We start from the raw sequence: 19,076 nt of genomic DNA on the forward strand, positions 1-19,076 counted from the left end.
TTAGATTTTCTACTGACTTAATTTCTACTTTGTAGTCCAATAATCTACTACAGTCACTTTGTCTGGAGCCGGATTCAAAAGAGCTACTAAAGCTTTATGATCGGGATGAATTAAATACGCATCTCTATCAGCTTCACTATTAAATGTTAAAGTAAAACAATGCGTCAAACCGTTATTCAAATTTTCAGGACTGTTGTTAACTCCCCACTCATAAGCTTTGATCAATTTGATTTTGTGTTCTAAATCCCCAAAAGCAGTTACCACTTTGTCAATTGCTGTAGGATCTGTTCCAGGTTTCCAACCAAATAATACCACATGTCTGAGCACTTGTCTTTGCTTGTCTTTTATAGCACTTACAGCATAACTTGAAATTAAAATAAGGCTTAATAGCAGTAGTTTTTTCATGATAGTTTTTTTTCAAATATAAGAGTTGTTTTATAAAATATTAGCGAATGTAACGCATTGTACTTGTAACTAGTACATCTAATCAGTAACTAACCATCTCACTGGTTTAGATTTTAATATCTGTTTATCAGTTATTTAGTTACATGTCAATATTACAATATTTTAGAAAAATTGTGTAAAAGTTTTATTGTAAAGTATCCTGATATTTGTGTAAGTGAAAATTAATTCACTCCTTAAATACAAAAAATATGAACACTGAAAAATCAATTGAAATACTAAATTCGTTAGTCCAAATCAACAACGATAGAATTCAAGGGTACGAAACTGCTTCAAAAGAGGCTGATGAAACAGACTTAAAAACATTATTTTCTCATTTTACTGAAACAAGTTTGAAATGTAAAGCAGATCTTGCTACAGAAGTAAAAAGATTAGGCGGAACACCCATTGAAGGAACAACTACATCAGGTAAGTTGTTTAGAGTATGGATGGATATTAAATCTGCAATGACAGGTAGCGACAGAAAGGCGATAATCAATTCATGTGAATATGGAGAAGAAGCTGCACTTGAAACCTATGATGAGGCATTAAACAATGCTGAAAATCTATCTGCTGAACAATTGATGATGATAAATGAACAACACGCAGCAATAAAAGCAAACTATCAAGAAGTAAAAGAACTAAGCAATCTAATGGCTTAAATTTTTATTTACAGCAACAAGTATTAGTCAAAATTAATTTTACTAACTCGCTGGTTATATTTAATTCAAGTAAAAAATCGCTTAGCCATTAATGTAGATATCTAATTTCAGAATCTTGAATAATGGCTAAGCGATTTCTATAAAAAAACAACGGGACCTTTTTTTGGAATTGTATAAATTGCCTCATTATAGCAGCAAAAACTTATACAAAATGTCAATATTAATTTAAGGAGAAGGTCACCCCAAATGACGTTTATCCCTTGATTTGTTTCAAAGACGTTTTGATTCCTCGTATCAAAGACGAACTAAATCCGTGCATTTCCATTTCATTCAAACCAGCAATGGTGCAGCCTTGTGGCGTAGTTACACGGTCAATTAATTGTTCTGGATGTACTTTTTCTTCGAGTAGCATTTCGGCAGCGCCTTTTACGGTTTGTGCTGAAATGGCTAATGCGGTCTGCCAGTCAAAACCTATTTCGATACCGGCTTGCATCGATGCGCGAATGTATCGCAACGCAAAAGCGGTTCCACTGGCTGCCAAAACAGTCGCGGCATCCATTAATTTTTCGTCAATAATAGGAGCGGTTCCTAAACTCTGAAAAAGGGAAACTACGCCTTGTGCTTTCTCTTTGTCTTTTTCGTGGAATGCAATACAAGTGGCTGATGCGCCAAATTGTGCCGCAATATTAGGCATGATTCGGATCGCACTATTAGCCGTACCAATCTTGTTTTGTAAATTTTCTATGGACAAGCCGCTCACTGCCGAAGCGATGATTTTATTGGAAATTACAGGAAGGATTTCGGCTAAAACGGTATCTACTTGGTACGGTTTTATCGTTAAAATAATGACATCAGCTTCCTGAATCTGATGAATATTACTAGTGGAAACGGTTGCACCTAATTTTTCAAGATACAGAATACTAGACGTGTTTCTTCGGGTTATAGTAACTTGATTTTCTGGTGAAAATTTGGATAGTCCTAATGCGATAGAAACACCTAAGTTTCCTCCGCCAATGATGTGTACTTTCATGCTGGTTGTGGTTTTCCTCTCCCCTCCCGAAGCTTCGGTACCTCTCCAAAAGATAGCGTTCTGTTAGGGTAAAGTGTTGGTTGTGTAGTTATAGTTGTATTAGTTTGTTGTTTAATTCCCTATCAAATTCTATTATCTTTCTTCTTTGTTCTATTCTCTCTCTTAAAACCCTAAAATCATTTTTGCTATCGAAAAATAAATCAAAATTCCGCAAATATCATTACTCGTTGTGATGAACGGTCCCGTTGCTAAAGCGGGGTCAATACCAAATTTATCCAGCAATAACGGAACAAAAGTTCCTATTAATGAAGCAATAATAATTACCGACATCAATGCTACGGTAACAATAATTCCGATTATAATTTCAACATTCAACAGAAAATGACTTCCTAAAAATAATATCGTAGCCAAAATAAGTCCGTTTAATAAACTTAGTGACACTTCTTTGACCAATCTACTAAATAATGATCCACTTAACGTATTGTTTGCCAAACCCTGCACAATAATTGCCGAAGATTGCACCCCAACATTTCCTGCCATAGCTGCAATAAGGGGCGTGAAAAAGAACAAATTCCCATGTTCAAGCATCGCTCCTTCAAATAATCCGAGCACTTTTACAGAGATAAAACCACCTAAAAGAGCCAAAACTAGCCAAGGCAAGCGTGCTTTTGTATGTTCAAATATACTGTCATCCGCTTCTACGTCCTGTGAGATACCTGCTGCCAACTGGTAATCTTCATCGGCCTCGTCCTTGATTACATCTACAATGTCATCAATGGTGATTCGGCCTACTAGTCTTCCTAATTCATCTACAACTGGAATGGCTTCTAAATCGTATTTTTGCATGATTCGCGCCACCTCAACATCTTCAGTATCTACTTTTACCGAGTTCAATTTTCGAATATAAACATCGTTAATTGGCGTTCTGGAAGAAGTAGTCAATAAATCCTTGAGAGACAAACGTCCTTTTAGCCGGTCTTCATCATCCACCACATAAATAGAATGAACTCTGGAAATATTTTCGGCCTGAATGCGCATTTCTTTGACACAAGTAAGTACATTCCAATTTTCATTGACTTTAACCAATTCTTTGTGCATGATTCCACCTGCGGTATCTTCGTCATAACGCAACAAATCCACAATATCTTTGGCATGCTCTACATCCTGAAGTTCTGATATTACTTCTGCTTTCAAATCTTGCGAAAGCTCGGCAATAATATCGGCTGCATCATTCGTTTCCAACTCGTCTAACTCTTCCGCAATCTCCTTTGGCGAAAGCCTGCTTAATATATTCTCGCGTAAATCATCCTCTAATTCTAGAAGAATTTCAGCGGTTTTTTCACTGTCTAAAACTTTAAAAATATAGGTCGCTTCATTAAAATCAAGCTCATCTAGAATTTCAGCAATATCAGCGTGATGCATATCATTCAATAAAACGCCCAGTTGCTCGTCGTTTTTATTTTGAATAAGTTGCTCTAATTCTTGAATTAGTACTTTGCTGATTTTAAACTCCATCGGCTTCTATTTTTTGGGTAAGTGCAATGAACTCTTCTACATTTAATTGTTCTGGACGTAGATCAAAGATTTTGTCTTCTCGCAAACTATCGGACAAATTTAAGGTTTTTAAACTATTTCGTAACGTTTTGCGTCGTTGTTGAAAAGCGGTTTTTACTACAGTGAAAAATAACTTTTCGCCGCATGGCAAACTGTAATCTTTCTTCCTGCGCAAACGTAAAACTCCCGATTTCACTTTTGGTGGTGGAATAAAAACATGTTCATCTACCGTAAATAAATACTCCGCATCGTAAAAGGCTTGAACCAAAACCGATAGAATTCCATAGGCTTTTGTTCCTTTTTTTTCACAAATTCGTTGCGCTACTTCTTTCTGGAACATTCCTGCAAATTCGGGAATCTGATCACGATATTCCAAAGTTCTAAATACAATTTGAGTCGAAATATTATAGGGAAAATTTCCAATGATAGCGAACTGCTTTCCTTCGAATATCTCATTTATATTGTACCGCAAGAAATCTTTAGAAATGATTCGGTCCTTTAATTTTGGATAATTTTCATCTAAATATGTCACTGATTCCGCATCGATTTCAATAACATAGGTATTCACGGGTTTATCCAATAAATATTTAGTCAAAACTCCCATTCCGGGACCTATTTCTAATACATCCTCATATCCTTCTAAGTTCAAGGTGTCTGCAATATCTTTTGCAATGCTTTCATCTTTTAAGAAATGTTGTCCGAGGTGTTTTTTGGCTTTTACTTTTTCCATTTTTTATGCTGAATACTTTCCAGTATTTTTTATTACCCTAATTTATTGATTTTTGTTTATTTCTCGCAATTGCTGAATATCCAATAAATCCTTAGGCCTGTTTGCTTTAATTTTACTTGTTATTAAATCCTCTAATGACAGTACATTCCATTTTAAAAAGAGAGTGTCCTTCACTTGTACTTCTTCACTACTTTCAAACGCTTCTGCAAAAGTTTTATTTACAGAAAATTTTGTGATTAATTCTAAATCTAAGTCTACTGGAGAGAATTTAACGGATATATTTTGTTCTTGTTTTTTTACATTTTCGGGGAAATCATCAATTTCATATCCCATTTCATTAAAAACGGACACTAATTTTTTAAAGTTTTCATCCGTGGTCTCAATCCAAAAATCGACAGCTGCTGAATGACGCTGGTATCCATGAAAATTTACTGCTCCTCCGCCAACCATCAACATTCTGACATTATGTATATTGGCAATAGCAATGAATTGACTAATATTTTCTTCCCATTTTTGAAACATATCAGCTTGCTTTTATTTGAATAATAAAATTCGAATTTGTGTCGTTTTTATGCTTCACCGGAAATTGATTAACCTTCTCCATCAAACGCAAAAATTGATAAAAACGTTCTGCTTTGGACAATTTCAAAAAATCCTCCAATTGTTTTCTGTTGCTTTCCTCTTTGGTTTGAAAATGGATTTCCATGGCTATTTATAATCTGCAATCAGTTCTAATTCTGTTCTAAACGCCAACATTTTATCTCCAAATAATTTTAATCCTTCTTCACGAAAACCTGGCGCATCTTCCTGATAATATTTCTCCAAAGTTTCCTTACTATCCGTGGTGTACTGAACAGAATAGGTTACTCCGCCCATTTCTTCTTCAATTAAAACCCGAACCATTCTTGCAGCAGAGAATTTTCCTGTAGCCAGAATTTCAGGAATGTGCTTGTGTTGCATCCAGATCATCCATTGATCGTGAACACTTTCGTGTATGTTTGTAGTAACGTTGTATAGTATCATATCAGCCCCCTAACCCCCCAAGGGGGAATCCTACTAGGGGTAAGTAGGGTTAAAAATGTCATTAATTTATATACCATTCGCTATAATTATAGCAAAAATTCATTGTTTATAGTGTTCCTTTAATTCCCCCTTCGGGGGTTAGGGGGCTATCGTATCTCCCCGCAACTGCCTGAATTTCTTCCTAGCTTCCACAAAATAAATACTATCCTCATGACCGAAAATTATCTTTTCGTATAGTGGTTTCGCTTTCTCTGGCACCACTTGCTTGTTATAAATTTCTGCTGCAAAATACAAAGCTTCGTCTATGTAAATTCCGTCGCTATGTTGGTCGATAATCGTTTGATATTGGCTTAAAGCCAAAGCAAAATCACCTTTCTTTTTATATATTTTGCCCAATCGCAACAAGGTGACTGCCTCGATTTCTTCTCCTTTATGATTTCTAAGTATGGCTAGAAATTGTGTTATAGCCTCCTCATTCCTTTTTTGAAACAACAGGTAATCTCCTTTAGCAAACTGTTTCAAAGCGGTTTGTGTCGAATCCGCAACGGTATTGTCATTGATTAACAGAAAATACTCTAAGGCATCATTAGCAATCAATTGCGTATTTGCCGATTTTAATTCCTTGAACTGTTTCAATGCCCAAACGAAATCGGTTTTAAAATAACTCGTTTTGGCTGCTTTCAGACTGGCTTCATGCGCCATGACATCGTTCTTCAAATCCAATTCAATCTGTGAATAATAGATCAATGCCTGATTGAATTTCTCTTCGTACAGCAAAATATCTGCGAGTTCCATTTTGGCATTAGCCACTTCGTAATCATTCAGTTGCAACTCCAATGCGCTCTTGACAATTGCTTTTGCTTCCTCTGGTTTTTTTAACTTAAAAGCCGTGAAATGAGCCTGAATTAGCTGCAAAGATAAGGTAAAAGGACTTATTTCAAATTGTTTCAACAAATCCTCTAATTCTTTGCCGATGATAACCAATTCATTATCCGCTGCTTTTTCTATTTTCATTTCAATCAAATACGAATTGGCTTGGATAAGTAATTCTAAATCTTGGGTGTTTTCCAATACAAAACCAAGTATTTCCTTAGCCGCTGCCTCATTTTCCTCTTCAATAGCCAGTTGCCCTAAATTCACAATATTAGCAAGTGATTCTGAGTTGCGTTTGTAAATGGCTTTCTCTTGAATAAATGCTTTTTCGAACTCTTTTTGCTGTACATAAAACCAACTCAAATAATGGTTCCAAAAAATATCTTGATTTTTCTGGGTTCTTAGGATTAATGCCTTACGTAAGAGTTCATTGAAATTTGCATCTCCTTCGTCAACCATAAAGCGAACCAGCTGATTTTGGATTCTGATAGAGTTTTGAGGATTCGTAAACGCTTCGTCCAAAAAGGTAGCAATCATCATTTCCATATTAGCCATTTGACCGTAAAGCAACCCTATTTGATAATTGAAATTAAAATTCTGATCCGATTCTGAAGCGGTTTGATAGGATTTCAGCGCATAATCGAGTAACACTTTTCGCTCAAAAGCGTTAGCAATTCCGTACACGTCATTTGGATTTTTTTTAATTCGTTCTACTGCCTGCTCGTAGTATATTTTAGCTGTGTCATCCTTTTTTTGCAGCTGGAAATTATACCCTAATTCCACCAGAAGATTTCCCTGCTGGTATTTCTCCAGTCGCTGTTGAATGGCTTTTTCGGCACTTTCAAATTGTAGTAATTGTTGCGCACAATCAATTGTTCTAAGGAAATACTGAGAGTTTTGAGGAATCTCTTTCAGCAGTTCTTCGTAGCTGATTTTTGCTTTTTCAAAATCGCCTTTGTCATAATAATACTGTGCTAATTGCTCGTTTTGCGAAAAACAAACCAATGAAAAAAACAGCGCGATATGTAGAAAAATATTTTTCATCTTGAAAGTGTTCAGTATTCAGTGTTCAGTTTGCTAAACGGTACATTGTCCAAAAACTAACTGAACACCGATCACTGACCACTAATTTATAATATCAAACCCACAGTACGAACGTAAAACCTCAGGAATTACAATTCCTTCTGGAGTTTGGTAGTTTTCTAAAATTCCGGCCAAAACTCTTGGCAAAGCCAATGCACTTCCGTTTAAAGTGTGTGCCAATTGGTTTTTTCCGTCCTTGTCTTTGAAACGCAATTTCAAACGATTCGCTTGAAAAGTTTCAAAATTAGAAACCGAACTAATCTCTAACCAACGGTCTTGCGCCGTTGAAAACACTTCGAAATCATACGTCAAAGCCGATGTGAATCCCATATCGCCACCACAAAGACGCAATATTCGGTAAGGTAATTTTAGCTCTTGCAAAATGCTTTTCACATGTTCTACCATTCCGTCAAGCGCTTCGTATGATTTATCAGGATGTTCCACTCGAACGATTTCCACTTTGTCAAATTGATGCAAACGGTTTAATCCGCGGACATGCGCTCCATAAGAACCTGCTTCACGACGGAAACATGGCGTGTAAGCCGTGGTTAAAACCGGTAATTCATTTTCGTTCAAAATTACATCACGAAATAAATTGGTTACGGGAACCTCAGCCGTTGGAATTAAATATAAATCATCTGTTTTGTCATGGTACATTTGCCCTTCTTTGTCGGGCAATTGTCCCGTTCCATAAGCAGATGCTTCGTTTACCATGTGTGGCACCTGAACTTCATTGTAACCTGCAGCGGTATTTTTATCCAAGAAATAATTGATTAAAGCCCGTTGTAATTTGGCTCCTTTTCCTTTATACACCGGAAATCCTGCACCCGTGATTTTTACTCCAAGCTCAAAATCGATGATGTCGTATTTTTTTACCAATTCCCAATGTGGTTGCGCTCCTTCGTGCAAAACCGGGATTTCACCTTCTTCAAAAACGTTTAAGTTTTCCTCGGGAGTTTTTCCAACAGGAACGATATCCGCAGGAAGATTGGGTAACGTATATAATTTTTCTAAAAGTGATGTTGCAAGTACATCTGCATTTTCAGCTAATTTTTTACTTTTCTCTTTTAATAAAACGGTTTTTTCTTTTAGAATAGCTGCTTTTGATTTCTCTCCGCTTTTCATCAATTCGCCAATATCTTTGGATAATTTATTAGATTCGGATAGAATTCCGTCTAGCTCCACTTGTGTTGCGCGGCGTTTTTCATCCAGTTGTACCACTTCTTCAACAATACTTTTGGCATCCATATTTCTTTTTGCCAAAGCATTGATTACTTTTTCTTGATTCTCTCTAATAAATGCGATTTGTAACATAGCTTGATTTTTTTTGGGCTAACTTGTATAATAATGGAAGCAAATTTAAGGAAATGTTTGGGACTTACGTGGGAAAGTTATGAGGAAAAACGATTTACTCAATCTGTAAAAAACCATTTCACAAAGATGGATAAAGCAGACACAGAGATTCACAAAGTTTAACTTTAAAATTCTTTAAGCAACTTGTGAAAAATCTATTCTTAAAGAGCCACAAAAAAGACGCAGAGATTCACGAAGTTTAACAAAAGAACAAGATAGTTTGCCTTTATAATCTTTGCGAGTCTCTGTGTTTTTTTCTTTGTGTGCCTCTGCGAAATAGCTCTACCCAAGCAACTTACTCTCTTTTTATTTCGTGTCCCACAAATTCTTCCAAAACAGCAAACATATCATCCACCGAAAGCACTTCGAGATCGGGATGGGATTTTAAGAAATCAGCATTCAAATTTACTAGATTTTCTTCTAGTTCGAAAAAAGTATCGGTATTGAGCAAATCACGAATTGGGTTTACGCCCTCGAGCTTTCCTTTCAAGAACTTACTCAATTTTACGCTACTCATTAGTTTTACTTTTTTGGACTGTTGTTGAAACAATTCTAAATGTTTTTCGGCGCCCAATATTTGTAAACCTTCTTCAATAAGTTCGTTGAGCTCCTTGTCCCAACCTGAATTATGGACAAATTGAGCAAAATTCCCTTCGGTACATTGCGAGGTGTAATAATCCAGATAATAACTCATTAAGGCATCTTCGTGAATCAAATCATCATCTATTTTTTCCTCACGCATCAGGTTGATTACCGAAATATTAGAGTTGATTATGTCTTGTGGGTTTTCGCTATTTGCTGCGGTTTCTGAAATTATGATTCTACCGAATTCCATGGATTTGTGTTTAAGGAGTTTGGCGGCAAATTTCGTTTTTTTTGCCACAGATTACACGGATTAAAACGGATTTTTTTTGGAGTCGTGTTTTAAGAGATTATTTTTTAATAGCAAATTTCACAAATTAGCACAGATTCTTTTCAAATTTATCCGGCATCAGATTCGTCACTATTTTTTTGCTGATTCATTTTAGTAATCAAAGTTTTCAAGCGCAAGGCTTTTTCTTTTTTTTCTTCTTGAAGTTTAGCCTTTTTTCGATTTAGCAATTTAGTATGCAAAGCTTTATTTTTAGTATTTTTTTCGGGTCCTTTTGCCATGGTTTTTGATTTGATTTATTTTCTTTTAAAATGCATAACCGAAGATTTTATTTTAAATATCCTGTAAACCTTTTCCTAAAAGCCTTACGCCTTTCTTATTTTCACTGAAATAGAATAGTAATCCTCCTATAAAATATAAAATTACGTCTGCCCAATCTGCTGTATATCTCTGATTAAAACTTGGAAGATAATATTCGAAATAAAAAGAGTAATAACTCGCTAAAAGAATAACAAAGCCTAATGGAAATTTAAAATCTTTATCTTTTTTTAAATGGCGAATTGTAAATTCCATCGCACCTAACAACAGTGGAAGACAAAACAAATCATTCGCATAATTATTGATTACTGATGGCAATGGCAAGCTGAACCGCTGCAAGACATAGATTGCCAAAGCGGTTACAAACATACCTATGTAAATCACTACTCTAAACATACAAAATGCCAGCTGTCCAAGCGGAGATTACTGCTAAAATCGCACCAATAGTCCAAGAAGAACTAAACGCTTGAGCTATTTTTTTAATTATAACTTTTTTATTTTTTGTAGCTCTTTCTGAGAAAGAGCAATGCTGATTTTGTTTGGATACTTTCATTTCGATTTATATTTTAACCAGCGGCTGCGGCTGTGACCAAGGCAATAATACCTCCCACTAGAACTGCAAAGAAAAGCCAAATGGCATAACCTGTTTTAAAAAAAAATCGAATTACAAGGTTCGAATGTTCTAAACCATTTTTTAAAAATGCCTCCACTTTATTTGGTTTTATATTTTTTTGTTGCTCAATTTTTTTTTGAAGTTTACTTTCACTTTCAAGTTTACGTTTTAAAACGACATCAAGTAGAGCCTTACAATTGCTACAATACTCGTTATTGTAATTTACTGTGCCACATTCTGAACACTTTATATATGATTTATTCATTGAAGTTTTACTCTTAGTTACCTTTTAACCCAGTTTATCTGATAGCCAAATTATTTAGAACAGAAATTTTACATAGATCCTATAGATGGACCATGAGGCAGTATAATTCATTTCATACTTTGATTCAAAGTTAAGGAAATTATCTGTTTCGAGAGTCTAATAATTGGGGCTGAACATTTTTAAAACTGCTATCGTAGAGTATAAAGGTTAACTTAAAATTGGTTTGTTTTGTTACAATTTACATATTGAAGTTTCCATCTAACTTTTCCAATCTAATTTGTCATGCAGAGAGCGCCTCCTTGTTTGCTACTAACTCAATAGTGTTGAGATTCCTCCTAAAAGCGAAAGAAGGAATTAATTAAAAAGTACAATGTAAATTCGAAATGCCCTAGCCCGGATCAAAGCGACATCCTATTGTGCCGGGGTTCGGCACAATAGATACAGCGGAGAGCGGGAAATAGCTACTAATCCTTCGGCCTCAATAAAAATGACAATAAATAATTCCTTATTTTTGCACCTCGTTCTGAATTAATTTCAGAATCTAAAAATAATTTTATGACACAGAATCCAAAAAGATATACCATTACAGCGGCATTGCCTTACACGAACGGACCCATTCACATTGGCCATTTGGCGGGGGTTTACGTACCTTCGGATATTTATTCCCGTTACCTAAGATTGCAAGGTAGAGACGTTTTGTTTGTTTGCGGAAGCGATGAACATGGTGTTGCCATATCAATGAAAGCCAAAAAAGAAGGCATTTCACCTCAAGAAGTTATCGATAAATACGATGGAATCATTCGCAAATCGTTTATTGACTTTGGTATTTCATTCGATAATTATTCTAGAACTTCGGCTAAAATTCACCACGATACGGCTTCTGAGTTTTTTAAAACTTTATATGAGAAAGGCGATTTTATAGAACAAATAACCGAGCAGTTGTATGATGCGAAAGCAGATCAGTTTTTGGCAGATCGTTTTGTGGTAGGAACTTGCCCAAAGTGTGGTAATGAAGAAGCCTACGGAGATCAATGCGAAAAATGTGGATCGACGTTGAATGCTACTGATTTGATTAATCCAAAATCGACAATTACCGGAGAAACACCTATCATGAAATCAACAAAACACTGGTTTTTACCTTTGGATCGTTATGAAGATTTCTTGAAAGAATGGATTCTTGTTGGACATAAAAATGACTGGAAACCCAATGTTTACGGACAAGTAAAATCATGGATTGATGGCGGACTAGAACCTCGTGCGGTAACTCGTGACCTCGATTGGGGAATTGATGTTCCCGTTGAAGGTGCCGAAGGAAAAAAATTATACGTGTGGTTTGATGCGCCAATTGGCTACATTTCATCTACGAAAGAATGGGCTTTGCGCGAAGGAAAAGATTGGGAACCGTATTGGAAAGATCAAGATACCAAGCTGGTTCACTTTATAGGAAAAGACAATATTGTTTTTCACTGCATCATTTTCCCTGCGATGCTAAAAGCCGAAGGAAGCTATATTTTACCGGATAATGTTCCTGCAAATGAGTTCTTGAATTTGGAAGGAAACAAACTTTCTACGTCTAAAAACTGGGCGGTTTGGTTGCACGAATATTTAGAAGATTTCCCAAACCAGCAAGATGTTTTGCGTTATGCACTGACATCGAATGCACCGGAAACAAAAGATAATGACTTTACTTGGAAAGATTTTCAAGCGAGAAACAACAATGAATTGGTAGCTATTTACGGAAATTTCATTAATCGTGTGGTGGTCTTGACCAATAAATATTACAATGGCGTTGTACCTCAACCAAACGAACTTTCAGAAGTGGATGAAGCGACTTTAACCGAATTGAAGGCTTATCCAGCGGTGATTTCGAGTTCGCTTGAACGATACAGATTCCGTGAAGCGTTGAGTGAATTGATGAATGTGGCGCGTTTAGGAAATAAATATTTAGCCGATGAAGAGCCTTGGAAAGTCATTAAAGATAATCCAGAGCGCGTGCAAACACAAATGTATGTAGCGTTACAAATTGCTGCTGCCTTGAGTTCTCTTTGTGAACCATTCTTGCCTTTTACCGCTAAAAAATTATCCCGAATATTAAAAATAGAATCTCCATTGTCATGGGCTACTGTTTCAGAAACTTCAGATTTGATCCCAGCTGGTCACCAAATTGGAGAAGCAGAACTACTTTTTGCCAAAATTGAAGATGAGGAAATCCAAAAACAAATAGATAAATTGGAAGCTACAAAAACAGCGAATAAAGCCGAAAACAAGGTGTCCGAACCACAAAAAGAAGCGATTCAATTTGATGATTTTGCCAAAATGGATTTGCGCGTTGGAACCATTCTAGAAGCAGAAAAAATGCCAAAAGCCAACAAGCTTTTGATTTTGAAAGTAGATACTGGAATTGATGTTCGCACGATTGTTTCGGGAATTGCAGAGAGCTTTAAACCAGAAGATATCATTGGAAAAAAAGTAACTGTTTTAGTGAACTTGGCACCAAGAAACCTACGCGGCGTAGAAAGTCAAGGAATGATTTTGATGACTACAAATGCAGAAGGAAAATTAGTTTTTGTAAATCCAGATGCTGAAGCAGCGAATGGGGAGACAATAAATTAAGAAAGAGTACAGTAAACAAATTGCCACTAAATTAGTGGCAATTTTTCTTAAATAACTCTTCGAAATATTTTTTATTAAGATTTATACTTTTTGAACAAAAAAATAAGATATTAGCTAAAAAAAGAACCATAACAAATATTTATTATGCTTAAAAATTTACTTCTTACTTTCTTGGTGCTACATGGCTTTGCATCATTTTCACAAGAGTTAGTAATTGCTACTCCACTTGCACTAAAAAAAAATCGTGATGTTTTTCAGACCGTTAACGATGGCAATAAACAGGTCACTTTATTTGTTAGTGACAAAATAAAAGTAACAGCTATTCAGCTTAATGAAAAAATGAATATTGTTGATAGCATCTCTACAGAAAGACCTAATCCTAAAACTTATACCAATATGATTGGGTATAATTTTAGTAATGGAAATACCAGATTATTTTGGTCGTCTAATGATTTCGACGAAATGTTCACTCAATTGTATGATTTTACTAATCGTAAAGTTGAAACACAACAGCACACTTTGGTTTTTAAGGACGAAAAAGTTTTACAGAAATTCAGCAAAAATGAGAAATTTTATATTTTAACTGTTGTAAAAAAAACAAATACGCTCAAATTTCACATTTTTGATAAAGATGGAAAATATGAAGAAAAAAATATTGATTTAAGCAATTTTCATTTTTACACTTCACAATATACTAAAACAACGCTTTACGGTATGTTTGGTGTCAATTTACTTCCTTTTGAAGCTCCTTTTACTTTACAAAATATCAATGTTGAAAATCCGACATCATTGACAGACGCTGCTAAAAAAAGGAAATGTTATTTTAATGACAAACAACTTATAATAACATTTGATACTAATGTCGATTTCACTCAAGTTGTCATTGTTGATTTAGTGAACTTCACTGCTGAAGAAAAAATTGTAAATAAACCTGCAATAGCCAAAGCTGAATTTGATAGATTGAATTCAAATTCATTTTATTTTGAAAATAAGTTATATCAAATGAAAAGCACGTCAGATTTAATTTATTTTACGATTAAGGACTTAGATGACAACATTATCAAGGAATACTTTGCCAATGACACTAAACCATTAGATTTTAAGAACTCAGATATTTACCAAGAAGGAGGAGATTTTGGAGGTGGAAAACGAGTTTTGGAAAACACTTCTCAATTTATTCGAAAAGTAAATAATTTAAATTCGGGTTTAACTTGTTATCACATTGGTAAAAATACTTTAATTGTTTTTGGAGGAATTTCGGCAGTTCAACAATCCGCTGGGCAAGCTGCTTTAGGTCAATTTGGCTTCATTGGTGCTTTAGTTTCTGCAATAGCATTTAATCCTACAATGGAAAGTTTTAATTCCTATTCTAACCGAAAAGTAGTGAAAGTGGAAGGACTATTTGATAAAGATGGAAATCATTTAGAAGGTGACTTACCACCTTTGGCATTTGATAAAATCCGAACATTTTTTGACAAAAACAATGATGTTTCATCACAAACTTTATTCAAAATGAACAGTACATACTATTTAGGGTATTACGATAATAAAACTAACGAATATACCATTAGAAAATTTACTGATTAATAAAACAAAACAGACAACATACACATTGCCAAACTATTGCTTGGCATTTTGTGTTTTATGAGATAAAAAACATGAAACCAACAAAACCAAGATTGGCTTTAGCCTTTGGAATACTTTGTATTTCTATTTTTCCAATATTGGTAAAACTCAAACTTACTCCTGGATTAATTTCTGCATTTTACAGAATGGCCATCGCACTAATGTTGCTTTTACCTTATGTACTTATTATAAAAAAATTTAAACTTCCTCAAAAAAAATACTTGATTTTGGCTGTGATTTGCGGCATATTATTTGCCTCCGATGTGGCGGTGTGGAATATTGCTATTCAACATTCAAGTGCTACTCAAGCTTCTTTATTGACCAATTTGTCTCCGCTTTGGGTGGGGATTATTTCATATGTGTTTTTAAAAACTAAACCGGCTACTAATTTTTGGATTGGAACGATAGTGGCTTTGTTTGGAATGGCAATGTTAGTAGGTTTTCAGTTTTTTCTGGAATTGGATTTTGACACTGCTTTCCTTTTGGCGGTATTGTCAGGAGTATTATATTCAATCTATTTATTAGTGAGTAAAAAAGCCCTTTCCCAAATAGATGTACTTTCCTTTATGACCGTTAGTTTATTGGCATCCACCGTATATTTAGCGATCGTTTGTGTATTCATGAACGAACCTTTTTCTGGTTTTTCAGATCTGGGATGGTTCGTTTTACTCATTCAAGCAGTGGTTTGTCAATTAATGGCATGGCTCTCTATTAGTTTTGCGACACAGCACATGCGACCTACAAGAGTTTCGCTAAGTTTGTTAGGACAAGCAGTTATCACCTCGCTATTGGCATGGGTATTTCTGGATGAAAAAATCAGCTTAAATATGATTATTGGTGGTCTTATTTTGCTATTGGGTATCCGAATTACCTTTTACACTAAAAACCCTTTTGATAAAAAAAATAGTAAAAAACACAAAGAACATTCCTCTTTGATTCAAAAAAAATAATATGAAAAATATAAAAGTAATCGCTTTTGATGCGGACGACACTCTATTTATAAATGAAACGTACTTTGCTGAAACCGAAGAAAAATTCTGCAGTTTAATGAGCGATTACCTATCCAATCAAGGGATCTCTAAAGAACTTTTTAAGGTCGAAATTGATAATTTGCGATTATACGGTTACGGAATCAAAGGGTATATTCTTTCCATGATTGAAGCAGCAATGTCCATTTCTAATCATACGTTGCCAATTGAAATGATCGCAAAAATCATCCAATACGGAAAAGAATTATTAGAGAAGCCAATTGTATTATTAGATGGTGTTGAAGAAACTTTAGATGCTTTACACGGAAAATATAAATTAGTGGTGGCCACCAAAGGTGATTTATTAGACCAACGAAGAAAATTACACAATTCTGGTTTGGGGCATTACTTTCATCACATTGAGGTAATGTCAGACAAGCAAGAAGTAGATTACACCGATTTGATTAAACGTCTAGAGATAGAACCGTCGGAATTTTTTATGATTGGAAATTCTTTAAAATCGGATGTTTTACCGGTTTTAGCCATTGGCGGACACGCCGTACATATTCCGTTTCACACCACTTGGGCACATGAAAAAATAGATCATAAGGTCGTTCATGCCAATTTTAGTGCTTTAGAAAAAATCACAGACGTTTTAAAACGATTGGAATGAGTATTTTCAATAGCAAAACTGAAGGAGATAAAAATTTTATACGCTTGTTCATTATTCCCATTTTGGAATAAAATCTTTCGTTCAACTAGTTTTTGAATAGAAAAATACGATTGATCTGAAAGTGAAAAAACTACTGAAATCATCAAAAATCTGACAAAAACTTCTATAAAAACGTACTAAACAGTCTGTTTTTATAGAATTAAAACGAATCGTTATATAATTTACGCTTTAAAATTTATCATCCAACTTTGTGCTGTAGTTTTGCAAAAAATTAAAAAATTACCACATGAAAAGAATCATACTTAGCCTAGTTTTTGGTGCAACTATTAGTACAATGAGTGCACAAACTGAACCTGTAAAAAGTAGTGAAATGGATTATAACAAATGGTCTATTGAATTTGCGGGCGGTGTCAACAAACCACAGCAACCAATGACTCCCGGATATTTTACTTCTACACCAAGTGCTTTTGTAGCAGATCTTGGCGTTAGATACATGTTCAACAACAAATTTGGTTTGAAAGCGGATGTAGGATACAATAGCTTCCAAGCAAAAAAAGAATCTATTGATTTCGAAACGAATTATTACAGAGCAAATTTACAAGCCGTTACCAATTTAGGAAGAATTTTGAACTTTGAGACTTGGACTAAATCAATTGGTTTGTTATCACATACTGGTTTTGGTTATGCACAGTTAAGAAATAAAGACAATGACATCCAAGACAAGATGGGTAACTTTATTACTGGTGTAACTGGACAAATTAAACTAAGCAACAGACTGGCATTAACCGGAGATTTTACTACGATTGTTAATTTCAGCCAAGGAACTGCTTTTGATGGAGCCAGCCTTACTCCTGAAGCACGTGGTTTTCAAGGAATCCTTTTTAACGGTACCGTAGGTTTAACGGTTTATTTAGGTAAAAACGAAAAACATGCGGACTGGGTGATTGACAATGAGAATGAAATCGAAGAGTTAAGACAAAAAATTACTGCCATTGAAACTTCAATGTTAGACACTGATAAAGATGGAGTAGCTGATTATTTAGATCAAGAAGCAAATACACCCGAAGGAGCACTGGTTGATACCAAAGGAAGATCAATTGATAAAAACAATAATAATGTTCCAGACGAGACTGAAGCTTACATCTTAAAGAATTATGCTAGCAAAACTGGTGACAGTACCGTAGTTTATGATAACGAACTAATTAAAAGTTTAATCAATGGAGGTTATGTTGCTGTTTATTTTGACTTTAACAAAAGTACTCCAACTAATGTTTCTACAGAAGGAACTGATTTTATCTTAACCTACTTGAGAAACAATCCTTCCGCTTCAGTGGACATTATTGGTCATGCTGACGAATTAGGAAGATCAGCTTACAATGACAAATTATCTAATGCAAGAGCTAAAAATGTTAAAAACACGTTAGTAAAAGCTAATATTGATGCATCAAGATTAAATCTAATTGCTGCTGGAGAAGATACTTCAGTAAACAAAGATTCTGAAAGCGCTAGAAAACTGGTTAGAAGAGTTACTTTTACAGTGAAATAATTTACTTTTTAGTACAACAAAAAGCCCTAAAGGAATTTTCTTTTAGGGCTTTTTTTGTACTAAATTTATATTTTAGTAAAATGCTATTTTATATTTTTAGACATAAAAAGTTCTTGAAATGAATTTCGGGTTTAAGAAGATTAGAAGTACTTTTGAAAAAATTAAAATCCTATCCTTTTGAGAACACTTTTAGACCTAGAAAATTGGAACAGAAAAGAACATTTTCAATTCTTTAAACAATTTGAAGAACCTTTTTTTGGTGCTACCGTCGAAATTGATTGTACCAAAGCTTATGCTTCAGCAAAAATCTTAAAGACCTCCTTTTTCAGTTATTATTTATACCACACTTTAAGAGCAGTAAACACAATTGAATCATTTCGGTATCGAATTGCTGATGATCAAATATACGTTTGTGATCAAATTAATGCTTCGGCCACCATTGGCCGTGAAGATGGCAGTTTTGGATTTTCTTTAATGGAATACAATTCTGATTTTTCAGTTTTCGCAGCAAGTAGCACCAAAGAAATAGAACGAATACAGACCACGACAGGACTTTTTACCCGAAACTTTGACGATGATAATGTCATTCACTTTTCGGCGATTCCTTGGCTGGATTTTAGCTCGTTATCACATGCCCGTAGTTATACATTTCCAGATAGCTGTCCTAAAATCTCTTTTGGAAAAATGAAAATTGCTGATAATGGAAAAAGAACCATGGCCATGTCTGTTCATGTGCATCATGCTTTGATGGATGGTTTCCATGTAGGTCAGTTTGTGGATTGTTTCCAGGAGTTGATGAATCAGTAAAAAATAGGATTGAAAACACTACCAAAC

The 19,076-nt window shown here is 34.8% G+C and carries 21 protein-coding genes; 7 read left to right on the plus strand and 14 right to left on the minus strand.

Annotated features, from left to right (window positions below):
• Window positions 1-24 precede the first annotated feature (24 nt).
• The gene (locus BUC11_RS04600) at window positions 25-405 is read right to left on the minus strand and encodes a Dabb family protein (protein WP_073352362.1); all 381 of its coding nucleotides are present in this window, start codon (window positions 403-405) and stop codon (window positions 25-27) included.
• A gap of 248 nt (window positions 406-653) precedes the next feature.
• Here BUC11_RS04600 and BUC11_RS04605 point away from each other — a divergent pair, with 248 nt between their 5' ends.
• The gene (locus BUC11_RS04605) at window positions 654-1,103 is read left to right on the plus strand and encodes a ferritin-like domain-containing protein (protein WP_073352364.1); all 450 of its coding nucleotides are present in this window, start codon (window positions 654-656) and stop codon (window positions 1,101-1,103) included.
• 253 nt (window positions 1,104-1,356) lie between these two features.
• On the opposite strand, the gene proC is transcribed toward BUC11_RS04605, so the two are convergent.
• The 13 genes from proC to BUC11_RS04660 form a co-directional block, all read right to left on the minus strand.
• Complete coding sequence (proC, locus tag BUC11_RS04610) at window positions 1,357-2,133, minus strand: pyrroline-5-carboxylate reductase (protein WP_073352366.1); 777 nt, start codon at window positions 2,131-2,133, stop codon at window positions 1,357-1,359.
• Between the two features lie 162 nt (window positions 2,134-2,295).
• The gene (gene mgtE / locus BUC11_RS04615) at window positions 2,296-3,648 is read right to left on the minus strand and encodes a magnesium transporter (RefSeq protein ID WP_073352368.1); all 1,353 of its coding nucleotides are present in this window, start codon (window positions 3,646-3,648) and stop codon (window positions 2,296-2,298) included.
• On the minus strand, window positions 3,638-4,417 hold the full coding sequence (gene rsmA / locus BUC11_RS04620) for a 16S rRNA (adenine(1518)-N(6)/adenine(1519)-N(6))-dimethyltransferase RsmA (protein ID WP_073352370.1): 780 nt from the start codon (window positions 4,415-4,417) through the stop codon (window positions 3,638-3,640). The genes mgtE and rsmA overlap by 11 nt, the downstream gene beginning before the upstream one ends.
• A gap of 42 nt (window positions 4,418-4,459) precedes the next feature.
• Window positions 4,460-4,939 carry a DUF6036 family nucleotidyltransferase gene (locus tag BUC11_RS04625; RefSeq protein ID WP_073352373.1) on the minus strand — a complete coding sequence of 160 codons (480 nt, stop codon included), beginning with the start codon at window positions 4,937-4,939 and terminating at the stop codon, window positions 4,460-4,462.
• 1 nt (window position 4,940) lies between these two features.
• On the minus strand, window positions 4,941-5,123 hold the full coding sequence (locus tag BUC11_RS04630) for a hypothetical protein (RefSeq protein ID WP_073352375.1): 183 nt from the start codon (window positions 5,121-5,123) through the stop codon (window positions 4,941-4,943).
• Between the two features lie 2 nt (window positions 5,124-5,125).
• Window positions 5,126-5,440, minus strand: a complete 315-nt coding sequence (locus BUC11_RS04635) for a DUF4286 family protein (protein WP_073352377.1) — start codon at window positions 5,438-5,440, stop codon at window positions 5,126-5,128.
• Window positions 5,441-5,578: 138 nt separating this feature from the next.
• Entirely contained in the window at window positions 5,579-7,357 is a 1,779-nt protein-coding gene (locus BUC11_RS04640) for a tetratricopeptide repeat protein (protein WP_073352379.1), read from the minus strand.
• Between the two features lie 81 nt (window positions 7,358-7,438).
• Complete coding sequence (serS, locus tag BUC11_RS04645) at window positions 7,439-8,710, minus strand: serine--tRNA ligase (protein ID WP_073352381.1); 1,272 nt, start codon at window positions 8,708-8,710, stop codon at window positions 7,439-7,441.
• Window positions 8,711-9,044: 334 nt separating this feature from the next.
• Window positions 9,045-9,584 carry a DMP19 family protein gene (locus BUC11_RS04650; RefSeq protein WP_073352435.1) on the minus strand — a complete coding sequence of 180 codons (540 nt, stop codon included), beginning with the start codon at window positions 9,582-9,584 and terminating at the stop codon, window positions 9,045-9,047.
• Window positions 9,585-9,730: 146 nt separating this feature from the next.
• On the minus strand, window positions 9,731-9,901 hold the full coding sequence (locus tag BUC11_RS16910) for a hypothetical protein (protein ID WP_175547727.1): 171 nt from the start codon (window positions 9,899-9,901) through the stop codon (window positions 9,731-9,733).
• Window positions 9,902-9,953: 52 nt separating this feature from the next.
• Complete coding sequence (locus tag BUC11_RS04655; protein ID WP_245793763.1) at window positions 9,954-10,334, minus strand: hypothetical protein; 381 nt, start codon at window positions 10,332-10,334, stop codon at window positions 9,954-9,956.
• Window positions 10,327-10,491, minus strand: coding sequence for a hypothetical protein (locus tag BUC11_RS16915; protein WP_175547728.1), 165 nt, complete (start codon window positions 10,489-10,491; stop codon window positions 10,327-10,329). Before BUC11_RS16915 ends, BUC11_RS04655 begins: the two co-directional genes overlap by 8 nt.
• 13 nt (window positions 10,492-10,504) lie before the next feature.
• Window positions 10,505-10,816, minus strand: coding sequence for a hypothetical protein (locus tag BUC11_RS04660; RefSeq protein ID WP_073352384.1), 312 nt, complete (start codon window positions 10,814-10,816; stop codon window positions 10,505-10,507).
• 555 nt (window positions 10,817-11,371) lie between these two features.
• On the opposite strand from BUC11_RS04660, the gene metG reads away from it, so the two are divergent.
• From metG to BUC11_RS04695, 6 genes are all read left to right on the plus strand, one after another.
• Window positions 11,372-13,429: a methionine--tRNA ligase gene (gene metG, locus BUC11_RS04665; protein WP_073352386.1), complete on the plus strand. Its 2,058-nt coding sequence runs from the start codon at window positions 11,372-11,374 to the stop codon at window positions 13,427-13,429.
• Window positions 13,430-13,573: 144 nt separating this feature from the next.
• Window positions 13,574-15,016, plus strand: coding sequence for a hypothetical protein (locus BUC11_RS04670; protein WP_073352390.1), 1,443 nt, complete (start codon window positions 13,574-13,576; stop codon window positions 15,014-15,016).
• A gap of 71 nt (window positions 15,017-15,087) precedes the next feature.
• A complete protein-coding gene (locus tag BUC11_RS04675; RefSeq protein ID WP_073352392.1) occupies window positions 15,088-16,005 on the plus strand; it encodes a DMT family transporter in 918 nt (305 codons plus the stop codon).
• Window position 16,006: 1 nt separating this feature from the next.
• Window positions 16,007-16,696 carry an HAD family hydrolase gene (locus BUC11_RS04680; protein WP_073352394.1) on the plus strand — a complete coding sequence of 230 codons (690 nt, stop codon included), beginning with the start codon at window positions 16,007-16,009 and terminating at the stop codon, window positions 16,694-16,696.
• A gap of 286 nt (window positions 16,697-16,982) precedes the next feature.
• The gene (locus tag BUC11_RS04690) at window positions 16,983-18,242 is read left to right on the plus strand and encodes an OmpA family protein (protein ID WP_073352398.1); all 1,260 of its coding nucleotides are present in this window, start codon (window positions 16,983-16,985) and stop codon (window positions 18,240-18,242) included.
• A 177-nt stretch (window positions 18,243-18,419) separates the two neighbouring features.
• A complete protein-coding gene (locus tag BUC11_RS04695; RefSeq protein ID WP_073352400.1) occupies window positions 18,420-19,049 on the plus strand; it encodes a chloramphenicol acetyltransferase in 630 nt (209 codons plus the stop codon).
• Window positions 19,050-19,076: the final 27 nt, after the last annotated feature.

Source organism: Flavobacterium xanthum, assembly GCF_900142695.1.
Classification (GTDB): domain Bacteria; phylum Bacteroidota; class Bacteroidia; order Flavobacteriales; family Flavobacteriaceae; genus Flavobacterium; species Flavobacterium xanthum.

Bases quoted from the DNA above. Each gene is read 5' to 3' on its own strand.
- BUC11_RS16910 (WP_175547727.1), bottom strand. From the start codon at position 9,901: ATGGCAAAAGGACCCGAAAAAAATACTAAAAATAAAGCTTTGCATACT.
- BUC11_RS04670 (WP_073352390.1), top strand. From the start codon at position 13,574: ATGCTTAAAAATTTACTTCTTACTTTCTTGGTGCTACATGGCTTTGCA.
- proC (WP_073352366.1), bottom strand. From the start codon at position 2,133: ATGAAAGTACACATCATTGGCGGAGGAAACTTAGGTGTTTCTATCGCA.
- mgtE (WP_073352368.1), bottom strand. From the start codon at position 3,648: ATGGAGTTTAAAATCAGCAAAGTACTAATTCAAGAATTAGAGCAACTT.
- BUC11_RS04635 (WP_073352377.1), bottom strand. From the start codon at position 5,440: ATGATACTATACAACGTTACTACAAACATACACGAAAGTGTTCACGAT.
- BUC11_RS04600 (WP_073352362.1), bottom strand. From the start codon at position 405: ATGAAAAAACTACTGCTATTAAGCCTTATTTTAATTTCAAGTTATGCT.
- BUC11_RS04625 (WP_073352373.1), bottom strand. From the start codon at position 4,939: ATGTTTCAAAAATGGGAAGAAAATATTAGTCAATTCATTGCTATTGCC.
- metG (WP_073352386.1), top strand. From the start codon at position 11,372: ATGACACAGAATCCAAAAAGATATACCATTACAGCGGCATTGCCTTAC.
- serS (WP_073352381.1), bottom strand. From the start codon at position 8,710: ATGTTACAAATCGCATTTATTAGAGAGAATCAAGAAAAAGTAATCAAT.
- rsmA (WP_073352370.1), bottom strand. From the start codon at position 4,417: ATGGAAAAAGTAAAAGCCAAAAAACACCTCGGACAACATTTCTTAAAA.
- BUC11_RS04680 (WP_073352394.1), top strand. From the start codon at position 16,007: ATGAAAAATATAAAAGTAATCGCTTTTGATGCGGACGACACTCTATTT.
- BUC11_RS04605 (WP_073352364.1), top strand. From the start codon at position 654: ATGAACACTGAAAAATCAATTGAAATACTAAATTCGTTAGTCCAAATC.
- BUC11_RS04660 (WP_073352384.1), bottom strand. From the start codon at position 10,816: ATGAATAAATCATATATAAAGTGTTCAGAATGTGGCACAGTAAATTAC.
- BUC11_RS16915 (WP_175547728.1), bottom strand. From the start codon at position 10,491: ATGAAAGTATCCAAACAAAATCAGCATTGCTCTTTCTCAGAAAGAGCT.
- BUC11_RS04655 (WP_245793763.1), bottom strand. From the start codon at position 10,334: ATGTTTAGAGTAGTGATTTACATAGGTATGTTTGTAACCGCTTTGGCA.
- BUC11_RS04630 (WP_073352375.1), bottom strand. From the start codon at position 5,123: ATGGAAATCCATTTTCAAACCAAAGAGGAAAGCAACAGAAAACAATTG.
- BUC11_RS04675 (WP_073352392.1), top strand. From the start codon at position 15,088: ATGAAACCAACAAAACCAAGATTGGCTTTAGCCTTTGGAATACTTTGT.
- BUC11_RS04640 (WP_073352379.1), bottom strand. From the start codon at position 7,357: ATGAAAAATATTTTTCTACATATCGCGCTGTTTTTTTCATTGGTTTGT.
- BUC11_RS04650 (WP_073352435.1), bottom strand. From the start codon at position 9,584: ATGGAATTCGGTAGAATCATAATTTCAGAAACCGCAGCAAATAGCGAA.
- BUC11_RS04690 (WP_073352398.1), top strand. From the start codon at position 16,983: ATGAAAAGAATCATACTTAGCCTAGTTTTTGGTGCAACTATTAGTACA.